The organism is Sphingomonas hankookensis (genome assembly GCF_022664465.1).
GTDB lineage: Bacteria > Pseudomonadota > Alphaproteobacteria > Sphingomonadales > Sphingomonadaceae > Sphingomonas > Sphingomonas hankookensis.
In genome coordinates, this window is record NZ_JAKREV010000001.1 from 72,391 (window position 1) to 95,233 (window position 22,843).

Consider the following 22,843-nt stretch of genomic DNA (forward strand, 5'->3'; position numbering starts at 1 on the left):
CTGGGGTGACGTTTCCCGAACCCCTACTTCGCGGGCGCCGGCGCCGCCGCCACCGCGATCCGCGACCCGTCGGCGTTCAGCCCCAGGTCCTTCAGCAGCGGCGCGACCTGTGGATCGGCGCCGTTGAAGTTGCGGAACATCGGCGCGTAATCCTCGGTATGGCCCTTCGACAGGATCATGTCGCGGAACCGCTGGCCATTGGCGCGGGTCATGCCGCCATGCTGTTCGAACCAGTTGAACGCGTTCGAACTCAGCATCTTGGTCCAGCTGTACGCGTAATAGCCCGCCGAATAGCCATTACCCCAAATGTGCAGAAAATAGCTCGACCGATAGCGCGGCGGCACGTCGGCGACGTCGAGCCCGGTGGCGGCCAGCGCCTTCGCCTCGAACGCATCTGCATTCTGCTTGCCATCCGCCGCGGTCAGCGAATGCCAGCTCATGTCCATCTCGGCCGCGGCCAGCGCCTCACCGAACGAATAGCCCGAATTGAACGTGCCCGCGCGCTTGATCTTGTCGACCAGCGCCTGCGGAATGACCTGCTTGGTGCCGTAATGTACCGCATAGTTGGGCAGCACCTTCGGATCGAGCGCCCAATGTTCGTTGAACTGCGACGGAAATTCGACGAAATCGCGCGCGGTGTTGGTGCCCGATACGCTCGGATAGGTCTGGTTCGCGAACAGGCCGTGCAGCGCATGGCCGAATTCGTGGAACATCGTCGTCACGTCGTCGAAGCTGATCAGCGCCGGTTGCCCGGCCGCCGGCTTCGTAAAGTTCGACACGTTGTAGATCACCGGCTTGGTGCCGAGCAGCTTCGACTGGTTGACGAAGTTCGACATCCATGCGCCGCCACTCTTGTTGTCACGCTTCCAGAAGTCGAAATACATCAGGCCGATCGGCGTGCCGTCCGCCTCGTTCACCTCGTACACCATCACGTCGCCCTGATAGACCGGCAGGTCGGTACGCCGCTTGAACGTGATGCCGTAGAGCTGGGTCGCGGCATAGAATACGCCGTCGGTCAGCACCTTGTTGATCTCGAAATAGGGTTTCAGCTCGTCCTGGTTCAGGTCGTATTTCGCCTTGCGGACCTGTTCGGAATAGAAATCCCAATCCCATGGCTTCAGCTGGAAATTGCTGCCGGTCGCCTTGATCTGCGCCTGCAATTCGGCGGCCTCGCGCCGCTGTTCGGCGGCGACCGGCGTGCCGAGCTGCTGCATGAAGCCCAGCGCGGTCTTCGGGTTCTTGGCCATCTGGTCCTGCAGCACGTAATCGGCCCAGGTCGGGAAACCGAGCAGCTTCGCCTTCTGCGCACGCAGCAACGCGATCTGCGCGATGGTATCGCGGGTGTCGTTGGCGTCGCCCTTGGTCGCGCGGGTCCAACTGGCGTTGAACAGCGCCTCGCGCGTTGTCCGGTCCTTGAGCGTCGCCAGCTCGGGCTGCTGCGTCGTGTTCTGGAGGGTCAGGACATATTTGCCGGTCAGGCCACGCGCCTTGGCGGCGTCGGCCGCGGCGGCGATCTCGCCCTCCGACAGGCCAGCCAGCTTGGCCTTGTCGTCGATCACCAGCGCGCCGGCCTTGGCCGCGGCGAGCAGCTTCTGCTGGAACGCGGTTTCCAGCGTCGACAGCTGGCTGTTGTACCCGCTCAGCGTCACCTTGTCGGCGGGCGACAGCTGGGCACCGGCGCGGACCATCCCCTGATAGGTCAGCGTCAGGACCTGCAACTGCTCGGGCGTCAGCGTCAGCGACTGGCGCTGGTCGTACAGCGTCTTCACCCGGGAGAAGAGCGCGGGGTCGAGGTTGATCGCATCCTGATGCGCGGCGAACGCCGGGGCCAGATCGGCCTGCGTCTTCTGCAGCGTGTCGTCGGTATTGGCACCGACCACGGCGTAGAAGGCGAGGCTGGCGCGTTCGAGCAGCCGGCCCGACCGCTCCATGGCGGCGATCGTGTTGTCGAACGTCGGGGCGCTGCGCGCACGGGTGATCGCGTTGATCTCCGCCCGTTGTGCCGCCATGCCGGCGATCAGCGCGGGGGCGTAATCGGTGCTCTTGATCCGGTCGAACTGCGGCGCGCCGAACGGCAGCGTGCTGGGCTGGGCGAACGGGTTCGACGCAGGCAGGGGCGCGGCGGTCGCGGCGGTCGGTGCGGGGTTCTGGGCGAGGATGGTGGTGGACATCAGCAGCATCGTGACGGTGGCGGTGGAGGCAAGAAAGCGCATGGACGGTCCGATCGACTAGTATCTGGCGTGACTGATGCACCCGCGGGCAGCGCGGATCAATGGGGTGCGGATGCTACCCTTCCTCCAGTGCCACGACTTCGAAGCTGAATGCCGTCCAACCGCGCTGGCGGGCGGCTTCCTGCGTCGCGGCCTTCTTGCCCGTCGCTTCTTTCAGCGACGCGGCATGGCCCCAGAACACCTCGGTCTTGCCGTTCTGCAACTGCGCGACGATCCGCCAGAAATGCGTGAACGGCGCGTTGGTCGGGCCGATCGTCTTGACCCAGCCATCGGCCATGGTCGCGGTCAGGATGCGCTTCTTCCTCGCCATCGCGTCAGATCTTCACGATCCAGCCCTTGCGCGCCAGCCACGCGACGAACGCCCACAGCATCGCCATGTACAGGGCGATCGGCACCAGCGCCGCCACCGCCGGCGACACCACCGTGGCGGTCGCGCTATAGGTCGCGAAGAACAGGTCCCACCCGACCATATGCCCGGTGACCATATGCAGCACATAGGCGGCGATCGCGTTCATCCCGAAGACGATCGCGATCGTCCACGGCCAAGACAGCGGCGCCGTCCGCCCGTCGATCGCCAGATGCAGGGCGGCGAGCGCGATCGTCGTCAGCCCGCAGGTCACCAGTACGAAGCTGCTCGACCACATATCCTTGATGAGCGGCAGCCACGGGCTCCATGCCAGCCCGACCGCGACCATCGCGGCGCCGACCAGCAGCAGCTTGCCGCCCGCCGCCCGCCCGCGTCGCTGGCGCAGATAGTCGCCGATGCACACCCCGATCAGCCCATGCGCGATCGACGGCAGCGTGCTGAGAAACCCTTCCGGATCATAGCCTTCGGGCCCCGCGACGTAGTTATGACCGCCCGCCCCCAGCAACCAGCGATCGACCGACGCGACGAAGGTATGCCCGCGCGAAAACAGGTCGTTCGGCAACCCGTCGAGCGCCGGCAGCAGCAATAGCGGCCAATAGAGGATCAGCACGGCGGCGATGATCCCGATCCGCGTGCGCTGGCCGGTGTGGAGGTAAAGCAGCGCGCAGGCGCCATAGACCAGCCCGATCCGCTGCAGCACGCCCCACAGCCGCCACGCGCCGCTATTGAAATCGGCGAACCAGTAGAGGTTGGACAGCAGGAACCCGAGCACGAACAAGCGCGTCGCGCGCGCCACGATCGGTCCCGCCGTCGCCACCGGCCGCCCGTCGTTCCCCCGCCGCTGCGCCATGGGGATCGCCACGCCGACCATCATCAGGAACGCCGGAAACACCGTGTCTGCGAGCGTCAGCCCGTCCCACGACGCATGCAGCAGCGTGCCGAACACCGGCACCTTATGCCCATAGAAGATGCCCGCCGCCGAATTGACGAGGATCATTCCCATGACCGTCAGCCCGCGCAGCACGTCGAGCGATGCCAGCCGCCCCGGCGTCGCCGCTGTCGATGTCGTCATGCCCTTCCCCCCTTCGCACTCTGTGCCCCATCGTACCGGCTGCTCGACGCCGCGCGCAATGCTTGGCATAGGTGCCTGACGACGTTGGCATAAGCCAGCACGGGACCTGGCCCATGCCGGTCGAATAGGACGACAAGGGGAAAGCACGATGCGCCACATGCTGATCGGACTGGCGCTGGGTGCTGCCGCAACCGCGCCGGCACAGACGCCGCCGCAGCCGGCGCAGGCCGATCTCGACCGGCTTGCCGCGTCGCTCGGCTATCGCTTCACCATCCTCGACAATCGTCCGGCCGACTGCCCCGGCCCCGGTGCCTGCTTCCGCTCCGAAATCGAACTGGTGGTGCCGGCGGGGATCGGCGCGATCCCGAACGACCTGACGCTGCAATATGGCTTTGTCGGGCGCGTCCTGCACATCGAAAGCGACGTGTTCGACGATACGCTCGTCAACGGCGACCTCCACCGCCTGAGCCTGAAGCCGGGCAAGCGGTTGCAGCCCGGACAGCGCTATCGCATCGGGATCGTCGGCACCGGCCATTTCTTCTCGCGCTTCTATGCCATGCCCAACGCATCGGTGACGGCGCCCGGACTGAGCCCGCGGATCGTCGCCGCGATCCGTCCGGTGCGATCGGGGGAGACGGGGCTCGAAAACCTGCCCTTCGTGCCCGCGATGACGGACGAGGCGAAGCTGTCGACGTCGGTCGCGGGCGACCGGACGACATGGCTGACCCCGCAGCGCGCGTTCGATCGCTATGCCGCGCGGGGGCGCGCGCTGCCCGCCGATGTGGTGATCCTGCCCAAACCGGTCCGCGTATCGCGCCCGCAGGGTATGGGTGCCGACCTATCGCGCGGTATACGCCTGTCGGTGAAGGGGATCGACGCGCGGTCGATCGACGCCGCCGTCGCCGCGCTCGGTGTGCCGCGCTCGGGCAACGGCACCCCGATCGAGATCGCGCGCACGCCGGGGCTGTCGCCCGAGGCCTATCGCCTGAGCGTCGCCGATGGCCGCGTGCGCATCGCCGCCGCCGATGCCGCAGGCGCCAACCACGCGCTGCGGTCGCTGGCGCAACAGGCGGCGAGCGAGTCCTACCGCCTGCGCCCGCTCGCGGTCGAGGACGCGCCGCGCTACGCCTTTCGCGGGCTGCATGTCGATGTGGCGCGCAACTTCCACAGCAAGGCCAAGCTGCTGTCGCTGATCGAGCAGGCCGCGACCTACAAGCTCAACAAGCTGCACCTCCATTTGGGCGACGACGAGGGCTGGCGGTTGCAGATCAACACGCTGCCCGAACTGACCGAGGTCGGCGCCTATCGCTGCCTCGACGCCACCGAGAAGACCTGCCTGCAACCGCAGCTCGGCGCCGATCCGGCCCGCGACGCGCCGACCAACGGGTATCTGACCCAGGCCGATTATCTCGAAATCCTCGCCGCGGCGAAGGCACGCGGGATCGAAGTCATTCCGTCGTTCGACATGCCCGGCCACTCACGCGCGGCGATCCGGTCGATGGAGGTCCGCTACGACCGCCTGATCGCCGCCGGCCGCCGCGCAGAGGCCGAACGCTACCGTCTGGTCGAACCGGGCGACACCACCGCCTATCGCAGTATCCAGAACTACAACGACAATACCCTGAACGTCTGCATCGAACCTACCTATCGCTTCCTCGACACGGTGATCGACGAGGTGCGGGCACTGCACCGGCGCGCCGGCGTGCCGCTCCAGACCTATCATATCGGTGCGGACGAGACGGCGGGCGCGTGGTCGCAGTCTCCGGCGTGTCAGGCGATGATGGCCCGCACCGGCCTCAAACCCAACCAGCTCGGCGCGCATTTCATCGAACGCGTCGCCGCCACCCTCGCCGCCAAGAACATCCGCGTCGCCGGGTGGAGCGACGGCATGGGCCATACCGCCGCCGACCGCATGCCAAAGGCGGTGCAGACCAACATCTGGGGCGGCCTGCACACCGGCGGCGTCGCCGAGGCGCACACCCAAGCGAACCGGGGCTGGCGGGTCGTACTGTCGATGCCCGACTTCACCTATCTCGACATGCCCAACGCCGTCGATCCCGAGGAACACGGCTATGACTGGGGCACGCGTGAGATCGACGGGTGGAAGGCGTTCGCCTTCATGCCGGGCAACCTGCCGGCCAACGCGTCGATCCGCGGCAATATCCTCAATCAGCCGGTGCCGCTGCTCGACGGATCGCCGATGGCGGCGGGGCGCAGCGTCGACGGCATCCAGGCACAGCTATGGAGCGAAACCGTCCGCAGCGACGAACAGGTCGATTACATGCTGTTCCCGCGCCTGCTGGCCTTTGCCGAACGCGCGTGGCGGCGCCCGGAATGGGAGCCGGCCTATGTCCCCGGCACCAGCTATGCGATGGGCGACGGCAAGGTCGACGTCCGCGCGATCGACGCGGCGTGGAACGAGTACGCGTCGCGTGCCACGGTCGCGCTCGGCCGACTGGATCGCGCCGGCATCGCCTATCGCATCGCCCCGCCCGGCGCGCGCATCGTCGGCGGCCGGTTGGAGATGAACAGCGAACTGCCCGGCGTGCCGCTGGAATATCGGGTCGGCACGGGGGAGTGGCAGCGTTATACCGGGCCGGTCGCGGTGACCGGGCCGGTGCAGGTGCGTAGCCGGTCTGCCGATGGCCGGCGGGCCGGACGGGCGGTCATGGTGGAGGCATTGCGATAGGTCGGAACGTCCGCCGTTGCGGCACATAGTCCCTTCCCGTCACCCCGGATCAAGTCCGGGGTGACGTGGTCTTACCGGCTAACTCACCCTCACTCCTTGCCCGCCCGGACGCAAATCCGCCCGGCATTTGGGATCGAACACGGCCGCCGCGACGTGTTGCGGATGCTGGCCGGGTGGGTGACCATCAACGCCTCGCCCGACGGTGCCTTCCAGCGTCCGAAGCGACCGCCATCGGTGATGTCGTAGCTGTTGGCCGCGCGGCAATCGCCGTTCGGCACCAGTCCCCACGACCAGGCGAGCCAGCCGATATCGGCCTTGTCCAGTTCGGTCAGTGCCCAGCGATAGGGCGATGGCTTGCAATCCCATCCGGTCGCCGTCGGCCCTTCGCCCAGCAGGAACGGGATATCGTCGCGCAGCACGCGGGCGATGATCGCGCGGTACGGCGCCTTGCGTTCCTCCTCGGTCCCCGCCCAATAGCTGTGCGCCGACACGAGGATCGCATGGGTCGGATCGGCGCGGTCGAACGCGCGCCAGCTGTCGAGCAGCATCGCATATTCCTTGCCCCAGTCCGATCCGTCGATCACCAGCGGCACATCGATGCCCGCCGCCCGAATGCGGCCGATCGCATCGACATAGGCAGCGACGAAGGTGTCGCGCGCGACGGTCGTCCCGGCTTCGTTGGCGATGTTGACCAGCACCCAGCGCCGGTGCTTGGCGATCACTGCCGCGATATCGGGCCGCGTCCAATAGGCGACGCATTCGCCCAGCTTCTCCCACTTGCCGGTCGCAGCATGGCATTCGGCGATCGGGATCAGGCCGTTCTGCACCGCGTTGCCAAGGATCGCGTCGAGCTTGTCCGCCGGATAATCGGGCATGGTGAAGATGCGCACGGCATTGGCGCCCGTCTTAGCGATTTCCGCCATGGTCCACGCCCCGGTCGGGTCGCTCGACAGGACGAACATCTCGTTCACTCCGCGCAGCACCACTCGCTCGCCCGCCGCGGTGTAGAGGTAGCGCCCGCGCAGGTGCATCGTGTCGGGCTTCGCGGGCTGTGCCTCGGCGGATATCGAACCCAGCGCGAGCGCGAACGCCGTGAGAACCGATGTAAGTTTCATGCCCTAATCCCACGGAAAACATGCCGATCGGCAACCTTGCGAACTTGCCGGTTAATCCACCTACACCGCTACGTCACCCCAGCGAAGGCTGGGGTAACGTCTGGTCGAATGCATGGCGAATGGTCGTCCGACCTTTTCGAAACACGCCGGAACCGGCCGTGGCGCCGAGGCGCTGTTCCGATGACTGCCGATGCGAGGAACGACCGATGCCCGCCGCCCAAATCCTGATGCCCGCCCCCATGGCCGACGATGTCGTCGCCGCGCTCGAAGCCCGGTTCACCCTGCACCGCCTGTGGGAACAGGACGACCGCGAAGGCTATCTGCGCTCGGTCGCTGCGGACATTCGCGGGCTGGCCGTCAGCACGCTGGCCGGCAGGATCGATGCGGCATGGCTCGATCGATTTCCGGCGCTCGAGATCGTCGCCAGCTTCGGGGTCGGCTATGACAATGTCGATGCCAGCGCGGCGGCGGACCGCGGGATCGTCGTCACCAACACGCCGGGCGTCCTCGATGACGAGGTCGCCGATCTTGCCGTCGGCCTGCTGCTCGCGACGTTGCGACGCATACCGCAGGCGGACCGCTTCGTGCGCGAGGGGCGCTGGGCCGACGGCGCCTTTCCGCTGTCGCCCACGCTGCGCGGTCGGCGGGTCGGTATCCTCGGACTGGGCGCGATCGGCAAGGCGATCGCGCGACGGCTCGACGGGTTCGGAGTAGCGATCGGTTACCATGGTCGATCGCGGCAGGAGGGCGTCGCCTACCCCTATCACGATACGCCGGTCGCGTTGGCGGCGGCGTCGGATGTGGTGGTGGTGATGGTCCCCGGCGGTTCGGGCACCCGTCATCTGGTTGATGCGGAGATGCTGGCGGCACTCGGGCCGGACGGCGTCCTCATCAACGTGTCGCGCGGAAGCGTCGTCGACGAAACCGCGCTGGTCGCCGCGCTCAGCGACGGGACAATCGGCGGGGCCGGGCTCGACGTGTTCGAGAACGAGCCGCAGGTGCCCGACGCGCTGCTGGCGATGCCCAACGTCGTCCTGCTGCCGCATATCGGGTCGGCATCCCACGCGACGCGCGCCGCGATGGGGCGGCTGGTGGTCGACAATCTGACGGCATGGTTCGACGACGGCCGCGCGCTGACGCCGGTGCCGGAGACGTCGCCGGGCTAACCGACCCGGTCGCCCATCCGCTCGCCCAGCCGCACCGGGCGTTCGGCGACCCAGGCGGGATCGAACGCGATCGTGTCCGGGCGGAACAGCATGATGATGGTCGACCCGAGCAGGAATCGTCCCATCTCCTCCCCCTGCCGCAGCACGATATCGCGGTCGGCATAGGTCCATTCGGCGATCCGTCCGGTCCGCTTCGGATTGACGACACCGTGCCACACGGTCGCCATGCTGCCGACGATCGTCGCGCCGACCAAGACCATGACGAAGGTGCCGTGGTCGTCGGATTCGAAGACGCAGACGACGCGTTCGTTGCGCGCGAACAGGTTGGCAACGCCGCGCGCCGTGACCGGGTTCACCGAAAACAGGCTGCCCGGCACATGGATCATCCGCACCAGCCGCCCGGTGCACGGCATGTGCAGCCGGTGATAGTCTTTCGGCGCCAGATACAGGTTGGCGAACGACCCGTGCTGAAACGCCGCCGCTAGCGCAGCGTCGCCGCCGACCAGTTCGGTGGCGGTGAAGCGATGCCCCTTTGCCTGCACGATCCGGCCATCCTCGATCGCGCCGAGCTGGCTGATCGCGCCATCGACCGGCGAGACGAAGTCCGCCAGCGCCAGCGGTCGGGCACCGTCCCTGAGCGGGCGGGTGAAGAAGGCGTTGAACGTCGGGTAGCTCGCCGGATCGGGATTGGCCGCCTCGGTCATGTCGACGCCATAGCGGCGGACGAACCAGCGGATCAGCCGGGGCGTTCCCCAGCCGGATTCGGCCTGCGCGACGGCGCCGGCGAAGCGGGTCAGATGCTGTTTTGGCAGAAGGTGCTGGACGAGTATCTTCAGGCGATCGGACACGGCAATTCCCGGATGGCGAACGGCGCAACGCTATGCGCATGGCGATCGAAGTCCAGCGTTATTCCCGCACGGTCCCCCTCTTGTCGCCGCTCCGGTTGTGTGGTGTCTTGGCAATACACATCAGGGGGATGCATCATGCGCAAGGTAGTTCAGCTCGCCGCGGTCGCGAAGACGGCATTGGTTGCCGTCGCCGCCGTCGCACAGACCACGCAGCCGGCAAACGGCGTGCCGCTGATCGAACGGACCAAGCTGTTCGGCAATCCGACCCGCACCGGCGGGCAGCTGTCGCCCGATGGCAAATGGCTGGGCTTCATCGCGCCGCGCGACGGGGTGCTCAACGTCTGGGTCGCGCCGGTCGACCGGCCGAACGACGCGCGGCCGCTGACCGCCGAAAAGGTCCGGCCGATCCGTTCCTATTTCTGGGCGCCCGATTCGAAGCAGACCCTGTTCGTCAACGACAAGGGCGGCGACGAGAATTTCCTGCTGTACGGCGTCGACCTGGCCAGCGGCGCGCAAAAGGCGCTGACGCCGTTCGAGAAGACGACGGTGCAGGTCGTCGGCATGTCCGATTCGATCAAGGACCGTATGCTGATCGGCGTGAACAACCGCGATCCGCGCTGGCACGATATCCAGGAACTGAACCTCACCACCGGCAAGCTGACCCCGGTGTTCCAGAACGACGGCTATGCCGGGTTCCTGTCCGACGACCAGCTGCGCCTGCGCATCGCGGTCAAGCCGCGGCCCGACAGCGGCGTCGACTATTATCGGGTGGTCGACAACAAGGTGGAGGCGACGCCGTTCACCCGCGTCGATTACGAGGATGCGTCGTCGACCTCGCCGCTGGGGTTCACCGCCGATGGCAAGACGCTGTACTGGGGCGATGCACGGGGTCGCGACACGCGCGCGCTGCTGGCGCAGGACATGGCGACCGGCAAGTTCACCACCATCGGCGCCAACGACCGGGCCGATGTCGGCGGCGGGCTGACCAATCCCAAGACGGGCGTGGTCGAGGCCTATTCGGTCAATTTCCACCGCAACGAATATGTGCCGGTCGGCGATGCGGTGAAGGGCGACCTCGCCTTCCTGAAGGCGCAGAACAAGGGCGAATTCTATGTCGGCAGCCGCACCGACGCCGACGACAAATGGCTGGTGACGTTCGATCCCGTTACCGCACCGTCGTCGACGTGGCTGTACGATCGCCGGGCGAAGAAGCTGAGCGAACTCTACACGCCGCGCTCCGAACTGGTCGGCGCACCGCTGGTGGCGATGGAGGCGGTCGACATTCCGACGCGCGACGGGCTGTCGATGGTCAGCTACCTTACCCGGCCCAAGGGTGCGACCGCGGCGACGCCGATGGTATTGCTGGTCCATGGCGGGCCATGGGCGCGCGACGGCTATGGGTTCAACGGCTATCACCAATGGCTCGCCAATCGCGGCTATGCGGTGCTGTCGGTCAATTTCCGCAGCTCGACCGGGTTCGGCAAGAAATTCGTACAGGCCGGCGACCGGCAATGGGGCCGCAAGATGCACGACGACCTGATCGACGCGGTCGGCTGGGCGGTGAAGCGCGGCGTGACCACCAAGGACAAGGTCGCGATCATGGGCGGGTCCTATGGCGGCTATGCGACGCTGGCGGGCCTGACGATGACGCCCGACGCCTTTGCCTGCGGCGTCGATATCGTCGGGCCGTCGAACCTGTTCACCCTGCTCAAGACCATTCCGCCCTATTGGGAAGCCGGCAAGCAGCAGATGTATCGCCGCATGGGCGATCCGGGCACGCCTGAGGGACAGGCGCTGCTGAAGGAACGCAGCCCGCTGACCTATGCCGATCAGATCAGGAAGCCGCTGCTGATCGGTCAGGGTGCCAACGACCCGCGCGTCAACGTCGCCGAAAGCGACCAGATCGTCGCGGCGATGAAGGCGCGCAACATCCCGGTCACCTATGTCGTGTTCCCCGACGAAGGGCACGGCTTCGCGCGTCCGGCGAACAACATCGCGTTCAATGCGGTGGCGGAAAACTTCCTCGCCAAGTGTCTGGGCGGCCGGGCCGAGCCGATCGGCGGGGCGCTCGCCGCGTCGACCGCGCAGGTGCGGGCGGGCGCCGTCGACGGTGCGACGGCCGCCGGTACCAAGGGTAACTGATCGTCAGCCCCTCCGCCGCCACGATCCGGCGGTGGAGGGTTGCTCAGCCAGTGCCGAGCAGTTGATCGAGTCGGACCGGTGCGAAGTCGCGCGCGTCGACGCCGACATCGAATTGCCGCGGCATCGGCTTCAACCGGCCATGGCCGTGTCCGTGAAGGTTCAGCGCGCGTTTGTGCTGCCCGTTCCAACTACGGAACGGGTAGTGGCACAGCACCAGGCGATGGCCGTCGACCTCCAGCTCGGCATAGTTGCCGATGCTGGCCCATCCGGGCGCCGCGAGCGTCGCGTCCGGATCGTTGTTCCCGCGCAGCAGGTGCTTGGTGCCGTGCAGCCGGGCGAGCAACGCCGCCACGTCCGCCGGACGCCGCGCGACGTCGCCCAGATGCCAGACGATATCGTCGGGCGCGACGACGGCGTTCCAGCGCTCGATCAGCAGCGCATCCATTTCCGCGACGCTGGCGAACGGCCGCTTCTGGATATTGATCGTGCGATGGTCGCCGAAATGGGTGTCGGCGGTGAAGAAGACGGTCATAGCGCGCGCCATCCGGCCTCAACGATCGGCTGCGACGGACGGTCCGTTGGCCGGGAAATGTCGCGTTGTTAGGTACTTGTCCGTCCTCACGCGGCACCGGGGCCAAGGGCATGCGTTGGGGCGGTTCACAGTAGAAAGCAGCGCGTGCCCCATTACCTGATTTCCCAGAGCGAACTGCCGCAGGAACGCGAGGCCCGCCGGGCGCGCGCCGGCAAGAGTTCCGGCGAAACCTATGCCGCAACGCTCGACCAGCTGCAGCCGGGCGTCGACACCACGATCCTGTCGCCGGCAGACGAGGATGCCGAGCCGCTGTCGGCCGAAGCACTGGTGCGGTTCGATGCGGTGTTCCTGACCGGGTCGCCGATGCACGTCTATGACGACGGGCCGCCGGTCCAGCGGCAACTGGCGTTCATGACGCGCGTGTTCGCTGCCGGCGTCCCGTCGTTCGGATCGTGCGCCGGGTTGCAGATCGCCACCACCGCCGCGGGCGGTCGGGTGCGCAAGATGCCCGACCGGATGGAAGCCGGCATCGCCCGGCGGATCAGCCCGACCGAAGCGGGTCGAAGCCATCCGTTGCTGAAGGGGCGCCCGGGCAGCTGGGACGCACCCGCGATCCATGGCGACGAGGTATGGGAATTGCCGCCGGGCGCCACCCTGCTCGCCAGCAACGCGGTGACCGAGGTACAGGCGGCGGAAATCCGCTTCGATCGCGGCGTGTTCTGGGGCGTGCAATACCATCCCGAGCTGGCGTTGCGCGAAATCGCTGTCGCGATCGCCGATCAGGCTAGCGATCTGGTCGAGGCGGGCCTTGCCGAGCGCGAAAGCGACGTCGCCGCCCGCGCGGACGAGATCGCCGCGTTGCACGACGATCCCGCCAGTCGCGCGCTCCGCTGGCGGCTGGGCGTCGACGGCGAGTTCGCCGAGGAACGGTTGCGCCGGCGCGAAATTGCCAACTTCCTCGATCACCTGCCCTACCTAAGGTAGGCGATCACACCGTCCAGTTGCCCCCCAACGCACGGAACACGTCGATCTGCGCCTGCGCGATCTGCGCATCGCTCAGCGCCAGCGCAGCCTCGGTATCGGCGAAGGTCCGCTCGGCATCGAGTTGCGCGAGGCTGTCGATCTGGCCTTCGCGCTGCTGTGCGCGGGTGATGCGCGCCGCGATGGCCGCCTGATCGCGCGCGGCCTGTAGCGCGGTCCGCCGGTCGAGCGCGCGGGCATAGTTCGACAGCGCCGTTTCGGTTTCACCCAGCGCGGTCAGCACCACGCCGTCGAACGTCGCCAGCGCCGCCTGGCTATCGGCCTCGGCACCGGCGATCCGCGCCCGCGCCTTGGCCGGATTGACGTTCCAGCTGATGAGCGGACCCAGCAGCCAGTTGAGCGGCCCCGCACCGAAGATATTGCCAAGCCCGGTCCCGGTCGAACCGATCGATCCGCCCAGGCTGATCCGGGGATACAGGTCGGCGGTCGCGACACCGATCCGCGCAGTCGCAGCGGCAAGGCGGCGTTCGGCGGCACGGACGTCGGGGCGCCGCGCGAGCAGCGCCGCCCCGTCGCCGACCGGGATCGGCTGGGTCAGCCGCAGGGTTTCGCTGCGTGCCGCGGCGATGGTCGGCAGCTCGGCGGGCGTTCGCCCGGTCAGGGTGGCCAGCCGGAACAGCGCCGCCTGTCGCTCGGCCACGATCGCCGGGATATCGGCTTGCCGCTGGTTGCGCAGCGCCGCGATCCGCGCGGTATCGAGCCCGGTAATGAGCCCGACCCGCGCCCGCCCCTCGGTCACTTTCAGCGACCGGTCGATCAATGCGACGATCCGCTGCGCGACTGCCAGCCGTTCGGCTGCGGCGGCAGCATCGGCATAGGCGCGGGTGGTGTCGGCGACCACCGCGACCCGCACCGTATCGGCATCTTCCTGCGCCGCGCCGACATCGCCGCGTGCCGCCTCGACATTGCGGCCGATGCGACCGAACAGGTCGGCCTCATAGGCCACGTCGAGCCCGGTATCGATCGTCCAGTTTTCGCGGTCGAGGCCGGGGGGACGCTGGATTTCCGACAGCCGGCCATAGGTCGCGCTGGCGCCGGCGGTCGCCTGTGGCTGCCGGTCGCCGCGGACTTCGCGGAGCGACGCCCGCGCCCGTGCCAGTCGCGCGGTGGCGACGCGGATATCGGTATTCGCCGTCAGCGCATCGGTGATGAGGCCGTCGAGCACGGGGTCGCGATAGAGTTGCCACCAGCGATCGTTCGCGGTCGCGCTGGCGACGATCGCCGGGCTGGCGGTCTGGAACGCACCGGCGGCGCTCTGCGGCGCGACCGGGCGGTGATAGTCGGGGCCGACCGCGCACGCGGCAAGTGCGAGCGTGGAGGCGGCGGCGAGGATGATGCGGACCATGGGTCGGTCTCCCTTATTCGGCAGGCTGCAGCTGGGCATCGGCATGGCTCCGGCGGAACCGCAGCCGATCGCCGAGCGCACGACAGACGACGTAGAAGGTGGGGGTGAAGACGAGGCCGAAGCCGGTGACGCCCAACATCCCGAAGAACACCGCCGTCCCCAGCGCCTGCCGGAGCTCGGCCCCTGCCCCGGTCGCGATCAGCAGCGGTACGGCACCAAGTACGAAGGCGAAGCTGGTCATCAGGATCGGGCGCAGGCGATCGCCTGCCGCACGCACCGCCGCCTCGACCGGCGACAACCCGTCCTGCATCTCCGCCTGTCGCGCGAACTCGACGACGAGGATCGCGTTCTTGGCCGCCAGCGCGATCAGCACGACCAACCCGATCTGCGTCAGGACGTTGTTGTCCATGCCGCGCAGATTGACGCCGATCATCGCCGCCAACAGGCACATCGGCACGATCATGATGATCGACAGCGGCAGCACCAGGCTTTCGTACTGCGCCGCCAGCACGAGGAAGACGAACACGACGGCGAGCGCAAAGACGATCGCGGCGGTGTTACCGGCCAGCTGCTGCTGGAACGCGATATCGGTCCATTCGGTGGTGTAGCCGGTCGGCAGCGTCTCGCTGGCGAGCTTCTCCATCGTCAGCAACGACTGGCCCGACGAGAAGCCCGGCGCGGTATTGCCGTCCAGTTCGACCGCGGGGAACATGTTGTAGCGGACGACACGGTACGGCCCGGTCTTGTCGGCGAAGGTCGCCAGCGATCCGATCGGCACCATGCCGCCGGCGTTCGACCGCGTCTTGAGGTTGGCGATATCGCTCTCGGTCGCGCGGAACGGCGCATCGGCCTGCGCGGTCACGCGATAGGTGCGACCGAGCAGGTTGAAGTCGTTGACGAACGCCGACCCCAGATAGACGTTCAGCGCCTCGAACACCCGCTCCGGCGGTACGCCGAGCAGGTCGGCCTTCGCCCGGTCGATATCGGCGAAGATGCGCGGGGTGGCAGTGTCGAAGAAGGTATAGGCACCCGCCAGACCCGGCGCCTGATTGGCCTTGGCGATCAGGGCATAGGCTTCCTTGCCCAGCGCCTGATAGCCATGGCCGCCCTTGTCCTGCACCATCATGCGGAACCCACCGGCCGCGCCGATCCCCTGGATGACGGGCGGGGGGACGATCATCAGTCGCGCTTCGGTAATGTCGGCGGTCGCCTTCTGCGCCTCGGCCATGATCTGGCTGACATGGATGCCCTTGCGGTCCTTGAAGTCCTTGAGCGGAATGTAGGCAGCGGCGGCATTGGGGGCGAGCGTCTGCGACGGGCCGTCGAACCCGGCGAGCATCACCGCGCCCTTGACGCCTTCCAGCGGCAGGATGCGGCTCGCGACCTTGCGCATCACCGCATCGGTGCGTTCTACCGAGGAGCCGGAAGGCAACTGGATGACGGTCAGGAAATAGCCCTGATCCTGCTGCGGAATGAAGCCGGTCGGCGTGGTCCACAACATGGCGAAGGTCGCAGCGATCAGGCCGGCATAGGTGACCATCACCCGCTTCGGTCGCGTGACCAGCGCGTGCGTCATCCGGCTGTAGCGCTCGCTCATCGCTTCGAACCCGCGATTGAAGCCGTCACCGGCCCGCCGCAGCGTCCGTATGAAGCGCGACGTGACCGGCGCGTCCTCGGCATGGCCTTTCAGCAGCAGCGCGGCGAGCGCGGGCGACAGCGTCAGCGAGACGATCAGCGAGATGATCGTCGCGGTCGAGATGGTCGCGGCGAACTGCTGGTAGAACGCGCCCGAGATGCCGTTCATGAACAGCGTCGGGATGAACACCGCGCACAGCACCGCGACGATCGCGACCAATGCGCCGGCCACTTCGTCCATCGACGTGAACGCAGCCTGCAACGGCGTCATGCCGCGCGCGAGATTGCGCTCGACATTCTCGACCACCACGATCGCGTCGTCGACGACGATGCCGATCGCCAGCACCAGCCCGAACAGCGATAGGTTGTTGAGCGAATAGCCGACCAGCAACAGCACCGCGAACGTACCGATCAGCGACACCGGGATCGCCACGACCGGAATGATCGCCGCGCGCCAGCGCTGGAGGAACACGATGATGACCAGCACGACCAGCACGATCGCCTCGCCCAGCGTCTTCATCACCTCGTCGATCGACTGGGCGATGAATTCGGTCGGGTTGTATATGACGCGGTACTCAAGGCCCTTGGGGAAGGTCTTTTGCAGCGTATCCATCTCCGCCGTGATCGCTTCGGCGGCGGCCAGCGCGTTCGATCCGGGACGCTGGAACACGCCCAGCAACACGGTCGGCTCGCCCGACAGATAGGTGTTGGTCGAATAGTCGGCCGCGCCCAGTTCGACCCGCGCCACGTCGCGCACGCGAACCTGCCGGCCATCGGTGTCGGTGCGGATCACGACGTCGGCGAACTGCTGCGGCTCGGTCAGCCGACCCTGCGTTTCGACGTTCAGCTGGAAGGCGCTGCCCTGATTATAGGGCGGCTGGCCGAGCGTGCCCGCCGCGACCTGCACGTTCTGCGCGCGCAGCGCCTGGACGATATCGCCCGCGGTCAGGTTCAGCGCGGCGGCGCGGCCGGGGTCGATCCACACCCGCATCGCATAGTCGCGCGCGCCGAACAGCTGGACGTCGCCCACCCCCTCGATCCGCGCCAGCCGGTCCTTGACCTGCGTCAGCGCATAGTTGGAGAGGTATTGCGTATCGAGCGACCGGTCCGGCGACACGAGGTTGACGACCATCAGGAAGTCGGGCGTCGTCTTCTTGGTGACGATGCCCAGGCGCTGCACCTCCTGCGGCAGGCGCGGGGTGGCGATCGCGACGCGATTCTGCACCAGCACCTGCGCGGCGTCGAGGTCGGTGCCGGGCTTGAAGGTGACGGTGATCGTCACCCGCCCGTCGCCGGTCGACTGCGACGACTGGTACAGCATGCCGTCGACGCCGTTGATCTCCTGTTCGATCGGCGCGGCGACGGTTTCGGCGACCGTCTCGGCCGCGGCGCCGGGATAGGTCGCGGCGACCGTGACTGTCGGCGGCACGATGTTGGGATATTGCGAGATCGGCAACCCGAAATAGGCGAGGCCGCCGACGATCGTGATGACGACCGCGATGACCCCGGCAAAGATCGGGCGCGTGATGAAGAAGCGCGACAGGCGCATGAAAGCCTCCTCGCCCCGATGGGACGTGGTCATGGAAAGGATGTGCGCCCCGACGGGGCAGCGGGAAGCGTGGCGGCGTTACTGCGCGGCGAAGGTCGCCTCGCCGATCGTCGCCGCGGGCTTGGGTGCAGCGACCGCGCGGGTGGCGGCGATCGTGGCGGCGCGCACCTGCACCTTGGCGCCGGGCATCGCCAGCTGCGTCCCGCTGACGACGATCCGGTCGTCGGGCGACAGGCCGGACTTGACGATCCGCAAGCCGTCGATGACCGGTCCCAGCGTCACCGGCTTGGCCGCGACGGTGCCGTCGGCGCCGACGGTCAGCACGGTCTTGCGCGCCTGATCGGTCTGGATCGCGACATCGGGCACCAGCAGCGCGCGCATCGTCCCGGCATTGGCGAGGCGCATGTTGCCGAACATGCCGGGCGTCAGGAACAGGTCGGGATTGGCCAGCACCGCCCGCCCGCGCACCGTGCCCGACCGCGGATCGAGGCCGTTGTCGGTGAAGTCGAGCCGACCGGTTCGGCTGTACGTCGCCTCGTCCTGCAACCGTACCTCGACCGCCGATCCTTCGGCCCCGGCGCGCTTCGCCTTCAGGAACAGCCCTTCGGAGGCGTCGAACGCGAAGTAGATCGGGTCGAGCGCGTTGATCGTGGTCAGCAGCGTGCCGGTGGTATCGCCCGCCGAGACGAGATTGCCGGCATCGATCCGCCGGTCGGAAATCCGCCCCGAAATCGGCGCGCGGACCTGCGTGAATTCGATGTCGAGCGCCCGCGCCTGGACCCGCGCCTGCGCCGCGACCAGCGCCGCCTGCGCCGCACGGACCCGCGCGGCCAATTGGTCGAGATCGCTTTTCGATACCGCATCGTCGGCGGCCAGCCGGTTCGCGCGGTCGAGGTTCGCGCGGGCCAATGCGAGATCGCTGGCGGCACCGGCCACGCTCGCGCGCGCCTCCGCCAGCGCGGCGGCGAACGGGCGGGGATCGATGGTGAACAGCAACTGTCCCTTGCGGACGATCGCGCCGTCGGTGAAGTGGACGCCGGTGATCGCGCCCGCGATGCGCGGACGCACCTCGACCGACTTCGACGCTTCGAACCGGCCGACGAAATCGTCCCATTCGGTCACATCGCGGACCAGCGGCCGGGCGACTTCCACCGTCGGCGTCGGCATCGCGGCGACCGCCGGGCTGTCCTGATGCAGCACGCCCCATGCCGCGCCCAGTGCAAGGACGGGCACGGCGACCCAGCCCGCCCGTCGCCAGCGCGACCGGGTGGGCGCGGACGGCGTATCGACGGCGTCCGGGGTGCGGATGGTGGAGATCATGTTCATGCGCGTGCCTTTCGCGACGCCTGCGCCGTGCTGATGCTGGCAAGCATGGTTTCATATTGGTCGGTGTTGAACCCGGCGGCGAAGAAGGCGGCGAGTTCATGGACCGGCACCGCAAAGCCGCGATGCCAGCTGAGCACCGCCATACGCCGCAGCGCTTCGAGCTTCGGATCGGCCAGATTGGGATCGCGGCGACGGGTGCCGAATACCCGCCCGAGCGCGATCGACAGCGGCGAGGGTTCGCGCAGCGACGCCATCCGGTCACGCTGCGCCAGTGCCACCACCGACCATTCGAGTGCGCTGAGCCCGGTAGGAGCGGCAGCGACCGTTTCGGTGACGGCCTCGGGCCGATCGAGGATGGCGGGGGTGGCGAACAGCGTGTCGCCCGAGAAATCGACATAGGCCATGAGAAATCCTCCCAGATAGGCAGAGGCACCCGGCGGCGGACGCACGGGGGCGACCGCCAAAGCCCCCTTTCGAGGCCAGGGCGCTGGTATGAGGACGCAGATCGACACCGCCCGACGACACATCGGTCGAGCGTGGTCCGGTCTGCGGATGGATGAGGTACGCTTAGGGTGCGGGTGCCGCCGAACTACTGGGCAGACACCACGCGGAAATCAGGTTCGAGCATAGCGGCATCCTTTCGAAAGCCGGGACACCGCTGCGATGCCCTCTTCTATACTGACTGGTATATTAACGGCGAATCGTTTCGTCAACGCCTTTTGTACCGGTCGGTAGAATAATTCTACCGACCCGGCCACATCATCAGGCTGGTGTCGACGACGCGCTCCAGATCGGCACGGGTTGCGCCCGATCCGGCCTGCACCGCCATCCCCTGCAGGATCGCGTAGAGATAACCGGTCAGCCCGGGGATATCGACGTGATCGGGCAGGTCGCCATCGCGCTTTGCCTGTTCGAAGCGCTCGACCAGTGCCGCCTGCGACGAAGCGCGACGCTGGACCACATCGGCCTTGATCGACACCGCCTCGGCACCGCATGCCGTCATGCTGATGACGCCCAGACACCCCTTGGGATCGCAGCTGCTCATCTGCGCATCGATCGCGCCGCGCATGAAATGCTCGGCGACGGCGCGCGCAGTCGGCTGGTTCAGCGCGTCGCGGGTATATTCCAGTTTCTCGGCCTCATAAAGGTCGAGCGCCTTGTGGAACAACGCCTCCTTGTTGCCGAACGCAGCATACAGGCTGGGCTTGGTGATGCCCATCGCCTCGGTCAGATCGGCCATCGACGCGCCTTCATAGCCTTTCGACCAGAAGACGCCGAGCGCCGCCGCGAGCGCCCGGTCGGTGCAGAATTCGCGAGGACGCCCCTTGGGCGCGACAGTGGCAGTGGTTTCCATAACGTCCGGTACATATTCCCTTTGCCAGTTTTCGCAAGGGTTATACGATACCGATCGGCTGCGGACGGCCCGCCGGTCGCGGTTACGCACGTCCCGGCGATGTGGCCGACAATGCTCCGCCATTGTGCCGCTGCCGTTTTGCCCAACTGTAACGTTCCGTTGCCGCATCGACATTCCGTTTGACCCCGCACCACACCACCCATCACAGGCGCGCTATTGCTAGTCATTCGCGTTATTAGGGGGTTGGAAGATGAAGCGGGTTGCATTCACGGTTGCGGCGGCACTGGCGAGTTCGGTCGCGACGGCAGGCATCGCTGCGGCGCAGACGCAGGCGGGGACCAGCGATACGCAGGAGCGCGATGCGACCGACAGCGACATCGTCGTGACCGCCGCCGGCTATGAACAGCGGATCGCCGACGCGCCGGCCAGTATCACCGTCCTCGACCGCGCCAATCTGGAGGAGAAGCGCTTCGGCAGCCTCGCGGAAGCATTGCAGGATGTGCAGGGCGTCGACGTCGGCGGCGAGGCCGGCAAGACCGGCGGGTTGAACATCTCCATCCGCGGCATGCCCAGCGAATACACCCTCATCCTGCTCGACGGGCGGCGGCAGAATCCGCCGGGCGGGGTGACGCCGAACGGCTTTGGCGAGACGACGACCAGTTTCCTGCCGCCCTTTTCCGCGATCGACCGGATCGAGGTCGTGCGCGGCCCCATGTCGACCCTCTACGGATCGGACGCGATGGGCGGGGTCGTCAACATCATCACCCGCAAGGTCGGCCGGCGCTGGGTCGGCACCGCGACCGCCGAAAGTACGATCCAGGGCGACGATCGCTTCGGCAATATCCAGTCGATCAACGGCTTTGCGCAGGGGCCGCTGGTCGCCGATCTGGTCGGCCTGACGCTGCGCGGCAGCGTGTTCCACCGCGAAGGGTCGGACATTCCGATCCCCGGCGACCCCGCGCTGACGCTGGGACGCAACCCGGTGCGGTCGGACATCTACAATTATGGCGGACGGTTGTCGTTCACGCCGCATGCCGATCACGACCTGTGGATCGAATATGACCGCAACCAGCAGGCGTACGACAATAGCGACGGGCAGCTCGGCACGCTCGGATCGGGCGGTTATGCACCGGAACAGCGGTTCAACCGGTCGAACTATGTCGTGGCGCATAGCTGGCGCACCGCGCTCGGCACGCTGGACACCACGCTCACCCGCAACGAAACCGAGACGATCGGTCGCCTGATCCCCAACGGCACGCCGGGCAAGGTGCCGGGGAGCCCGCGCACGCTGGAGGCGCGCAACGACATCGTCGATTCGCGTTTCGCCGGCCGGCAAGGGCCGGTCGCCTTCACCGTCGGCGGTCAATACTGGAGGGCACGCATGGTCGAGGGCGTCGCGCCCGAGCCGTTCGCCTTCACCCAATGGGCGGGCTTCGCCGAGGCGACGGTGACGCTGACCGACGGGTTCAACCTGACCGGCGGCGCGCGGTACGATGACCATTCGACCTTCGGCAACAAATGGTCGCCGCGTGCCTATGCGGTGTGGAACGTCACCGATGCGCTGACGCTGAAAGGCGGGGTCAGCCGGGGGTTTAAGACACCGCGGGTCGAACAGATCGCCGAAGGGATCATCGGCTTCGGCAACCAAGGCCGCACGCCGCTGCTCGGCACGCCCAGCCTGACGCCCGAAACCAGCACCAGCTATGAAGCGGGGATCTATTACGACGACAAGGGCGCGTTCAGCGGTAATGTGACGCTGTTCAACAACGATTTCACCGACAAGATCGCGGCCGGTCCCGGCATCCCCAACTGTCGCTTCACCGGCAATCCCAACCGCCCGGGGTGCCTCGACGTCGGGCCGTTCCCGGCGGTCGACCTCTTCAGCCAGTCGATCAACATCGACGAGGCACGGACCCGCGGGATCGAGGCGGCGGGGCGCATCGCGTTCGGTCCGGCGGTGTCGTTGACGGCCAACTATACCTACACCGAAACCGAGCAGCTGAGCGGCCCCGAACAGGGCCGGCCGCTGGTGGGCATCCCCCGGCATATGGTGAACACCAACCTGCGCTGGGCAATAACCGACCGCGCGAGCCTGTGGACCCGCGCCGAAATCCGGTCGAGCCGGTACCGTGGCAGCAATCCGCAACAGGCGGCGCTGGGCGACTTCCGCGGATACGAACTGTTCCATGTCGGCGGATCATATCAGGTCACGCCGGCCTTCCGGCTGGGCGCCGCCGTCTACAACATCCTCGACACCGACTATGCCATCTACGAACCCTATCGCAGCGGTACGGCGACGGTCTTCACGCCTGCCTATGCGATCAATCAGGAAGGACGGCGACTGCTGCTGTCGGCGAACGTCGACTTCTGATGCCGGCGCCCGTCCGGTTCGTGCCGGACGGGCTCGGCGTGTTTGCATTGTAACAATATA

At 67.3% G+C, this 22,843-nt stretch carries 16 protein-coding genes; 5 read left to right on the forward strand and 11 right to left on the reverse strand.

Annotated features, from left to right (window positions below; translation table 11 throughout):
- Positions 1-23 precede the first annotated feature (23 nt).
- From MF610_RS00290 to MF610_RS00300, 3 genes are all read right to left on the reverse strand, one after another.
- Positions 24-2,213, reverse strand: coding sequence for a M3 family metallopeptidase (locus MF610_RS00290; protein ID WP_242192136.1), 2,190 nt, complete (start codon positions 2,211-2,213; stop codon positions 24-26).
- 73 nt (positions 2,214-2,286) lie between these two features.
- Complete coding sequence (locus tag MF610_RS00295; protein ID WP_242192137.1) at positions 2,287-2,541, reverse strand: hypothetical protein; 255 nt, start codon at positions 2,539-2,541, stop codon at positions 2,287-2,289.
- A gap of 4 nt (positions 2,542-2,545) precedes the next feature.
- Complete coding sequence (locus MF610_RS00300; RefSeq protein WP_242192138.1) at positions 2,546-3,670, reverse strand: acyltransferase family protein; 1,125 nt, start codon at positions 3,668-3,670, stop codon at positions 2,546-2,548.
- Positions 3,671-3,818: 148 nt separating this feature from the next.
- Here MF610_RS00300 and MF610_RS00305 point away from each other — a divergent pair, with 148 nt between their 5' ends.
- Positions 3,819-6,359 (forward strand): family 20 glycosylhydrolase, encoded by a 2,541-nt coding sequence (locus tag MF610_RS00305; RefSeq protein WP_242192139.1) that lies wholly within the window; start codon positions 3,819-3,821, stop codon positions 6,357-6,359.
- 89 nt (positions 6,360-6,448) lie between these two features.
- Here MF610_RS00305 and MF610_RS00310 read toward each other — a convergent pair whose 3' ends face one another.
- Positions 6,449-7,474, reverse strand: coding sequence for a cellulase family glycosylhydrolase (locus tag MF610_RS00310; protein ID WP_242192140.1), 1,026 nt, complete (start codon positions 7,472-7,474; stop codon positions 6,449-6,451).
- A 206-nt stretch (positions 7,475-7,680) separates the two neighbouring features.
- Between MF610_RS00310 and MF610_RS00315 the strand changes: the two genes are divergently transcribed.
- Positions 7,681-8,640 (forward strand): 2-hydroxyacid dehydrogenase, encoded by a 960-nt coding sequence (locus MF610_RS00315; RefSeq protein WP_242192141.1) that lies wholly within the window; start codon positions 7,681-7,683, stop codon positions 8,638-8,640.
- Here the strand turns inward: MF610_RS00315 and asd are convergent.
- A complete protein-coding gene (asd, locus tag MF610_RS00320) occupies positions 8,637-9,488 on the reverse strand; it encodes an archaetidylserine decarboxylase (protein WP_242192142.1) in 852 nt (283 codons plus the stop codon). The genes MF610_RS00315 and asd overlap by 4 nt on opposite strands.
- 135 nt (positions 9,489-9,623) lie before the next feature.
- Here asd and MF610_RS00325 point away from each other — a divergent pair, with 135 nt between their 5' ends.
- The gene (locus tag MF610_RS00325; protein WP_242192143.1) at positions 9,624-11,630 is read left to right on the forward strand and encodes a S9 family peptidase; all 2,007 of its coding nucleotides are present in this window, start codon (positions 9,624-9,626) and stop codon (positions 11,628-11,630) included.
- Between the two features lie 43 nt (positions 11,631-11,673).
- On the opposite strand, the gene MF610_RS00330 is transcribed toward MF610_RS00325, so the two are convergent.
- Complete coding sequence (locus MF610_RS00330) at positions 11,674-12,174, reverse strand: metallophosphoesterase family protein (RefSeq protein ID WP_242192144.1); 501 nt, start codon at positions 12,172-12,174, stop codon at positions 11,674-11,676.
- Between the two features lie 132 nt (positions 12,175-12,306).
- On the opposite strand from MF610_RS00330, the gene MF610_RS00335 reads away from it, so the two are divergent.
- Positions 12,307-13,146, forward strand: coding sequence for a type 1 glutamine amidotransferase (locus tag MF610_RS00335; protein WP_242192145.1), 840 nt, complete (start codon positions 12,307-12,309; stop codon positions 13,144-13,146).
- Between the two features lie 4 nt (positions 13,147-13,150).
- Here MF610_RS00335 and MF610_RS00340 read toward each other — a convergent pair whose 3' ends face one another.
- The 5 genes from MF610_RS00340 to MF610_RS00360 all read right to left on the reverse strand — a co-directional run bounded on the left by MF610_RS00340 (position 13,151) and on the right by MF610_RS00360 (position 20,412).
- On the reverse strand, positions 13,151-14,548 hold the full coding sequence (locus MF610_RS00340; RefSeq protein ID WP_242192146.1) for an efflux transporter outer membrane subunit: 1,398 nt from the start codon (positions 14,546-14,548) through the stop codon (positions 13,151-13,153).
- A gap of 13 nt (positions 14,549-14,561) precedes the next feature.
- Entirely contained in the window at positions 14,562-17,732 is a 3,171-nt protein-coding gene (locus MF610_RS00345) for an efflux RND transporter permease subunit (RefSeq protein ID WP_242193507.1), read from the reverse strand.
- Positions 17,733-17,810: 78 nt separating this feature from the next.
- A complete protein-coding gene (locus tag MF610_RS00350) occupies positions 17,811-19,058 on the reverse strand; it encodes an efflux RND transporter periplasmic adaptor subunit (RefSeq protein WP_242192147.1) in 1,248 nt (415 codons plus the stop codon).
- Positions 19,055-19,462 carry a hypothetical protein gene (locus MF610_RS00355; RefSeq protein ID WP_242192148.1) on the reverse strand — a complete coding sequence of 136 codons (408 nt, stop codon included), beginning with the start codon at positions 19,460-19,462 and terminating at the stop codon, positions 19,055-19,057. The genes MF610_RS00350 and MF610_RS00355 overlap by 4 nt, the downstream gene beginning before the upstream one ends.
- 338 nt (positions 19,463-19,800) lie before the next feature.
- A complete protein-coding gene (locus tag MF610_RS00360; protein ID WP_242192149.1) occupies positions 19,801-20,412 on the reverse strand; it encodes a TetR/AcrR family transcriptional regulator in 612 nt (203 codons plus the stop codon).
- A gap of 250 nt (positions 20,413-20,662) precedes the next feature.
- On the opposite strand from MF610_RS00360, the gene MF610_RS00365 reads away from it, so the two are divergent.
- Positions 20,663-22,783 carry a TonB-dependent receptor domain-containing protein gene (locus MF610_RS00365; protein WP_242192150.1) on the forward strand — a complete coding sequence of 707 codons (2,121 nt, stop codon included), beginning with the start codon at positions 20,663-20,665 and terminating at the stop codon, positions 22,781-22,783.
- The last annotated feature ends 60 nt before the right edge of the window (positions 22,784-22,843 follow it).

Coding starts and splice junctions, on each gene's coding strand:
- MF610_RS00365 (WP_242192150.1), top strand. CDS start 20,663: ATGAAGCGGGTTGCATTCACGGTTGCGGCGGCACTGGCGAGTTCGGTC.
- MF610_RS00340 (WP_242192146.1), bottom strand. CDS start 14,548: ATGGTCCGCATCATCCTCGCCGCCGCCTCCACGCTCGCACTTGCCGCG.
- MF610_RS00300 (WP_242192138.1), bottom strand. CDS start 3,670: ATGACGACATCGACAGCGGCGACGCCGGGGCGGCTGGCATCGCTCGAC.
- MF610_RS00330 (WP_242192144.1), bottom strand. CDS start 12,174: ATGGCGCGCGCTATGACCGTCTTCTTCACCGCCGACACCCATTTCGGC.
- MF610_RS00360 (WP_242192149.1), bottom strand. CDS start 20,412: ATGGAAACCACTGCCACTGTCGCGCCCAAGGGGCGTCCTCGCGAATTC.
- MF610_RS00315 (WP_242192141.1), top strand. CDS start 7,681: ATGCCCGCCGCCCAAATCCTGATGCCCGCCCCCATGGCCGACGATGTC.
- MF610_RS00325 (WP_242192143.1), top strand. CDS start 9,624: ATGCGCAAGGTAGTTCAGCTCGCCGCGGTCGCGAAGACGGCATTGGTT.
- MF610_RS00290 (WP_242192136.1), bottom strand. CDS start 2,213: ATGCGCTTTCTTGCCTCCACCGCCACCGTCACGATGCTGCTGATGTCC.
- MF610_RS00350 (WP_242192147.1), bottom strand. CDS start 19,058: ATGAACATGATCTCCACCATCCGCACCCCGGACGCCGTCGATACGCCG.
- MF610_RS00345 (WP_242193507.1), bottom strand. CDS start 17,732: ATGCGCCTGTCGCGCTTCTTCATCACGCGCCCGATCTTTGCCGGGGTC.
- MF610_RS00310 (WP_242192140.1), bottom strand. CDS start 7,474: ATGAAACTTACATCGGTTCTCACGGCGTTCGCGCTCGCGCTGGGTTCG.
- MF610_RS00355 (WP_242192148.1), bottom strand. CDS start 19,462: ATGGCCTATGTCGATTTCTCGGGCGACACGCTGTTCGCCACCCCCGCC.
- MF610_RS00305 (WP_242192139.1), top strand. CDS start 3,819: ATGCGCCACATGCTGATCGGACTGGCGCTGGGTGCTGCCGCAACCGCG.
- MF610_RS00295 (WP_242192137.1), bottom strand. CDS start 2,541: ATGGCGAGGAAGAAGCGCATCCTGACCGCGACCATGGCCGATGGCTGG.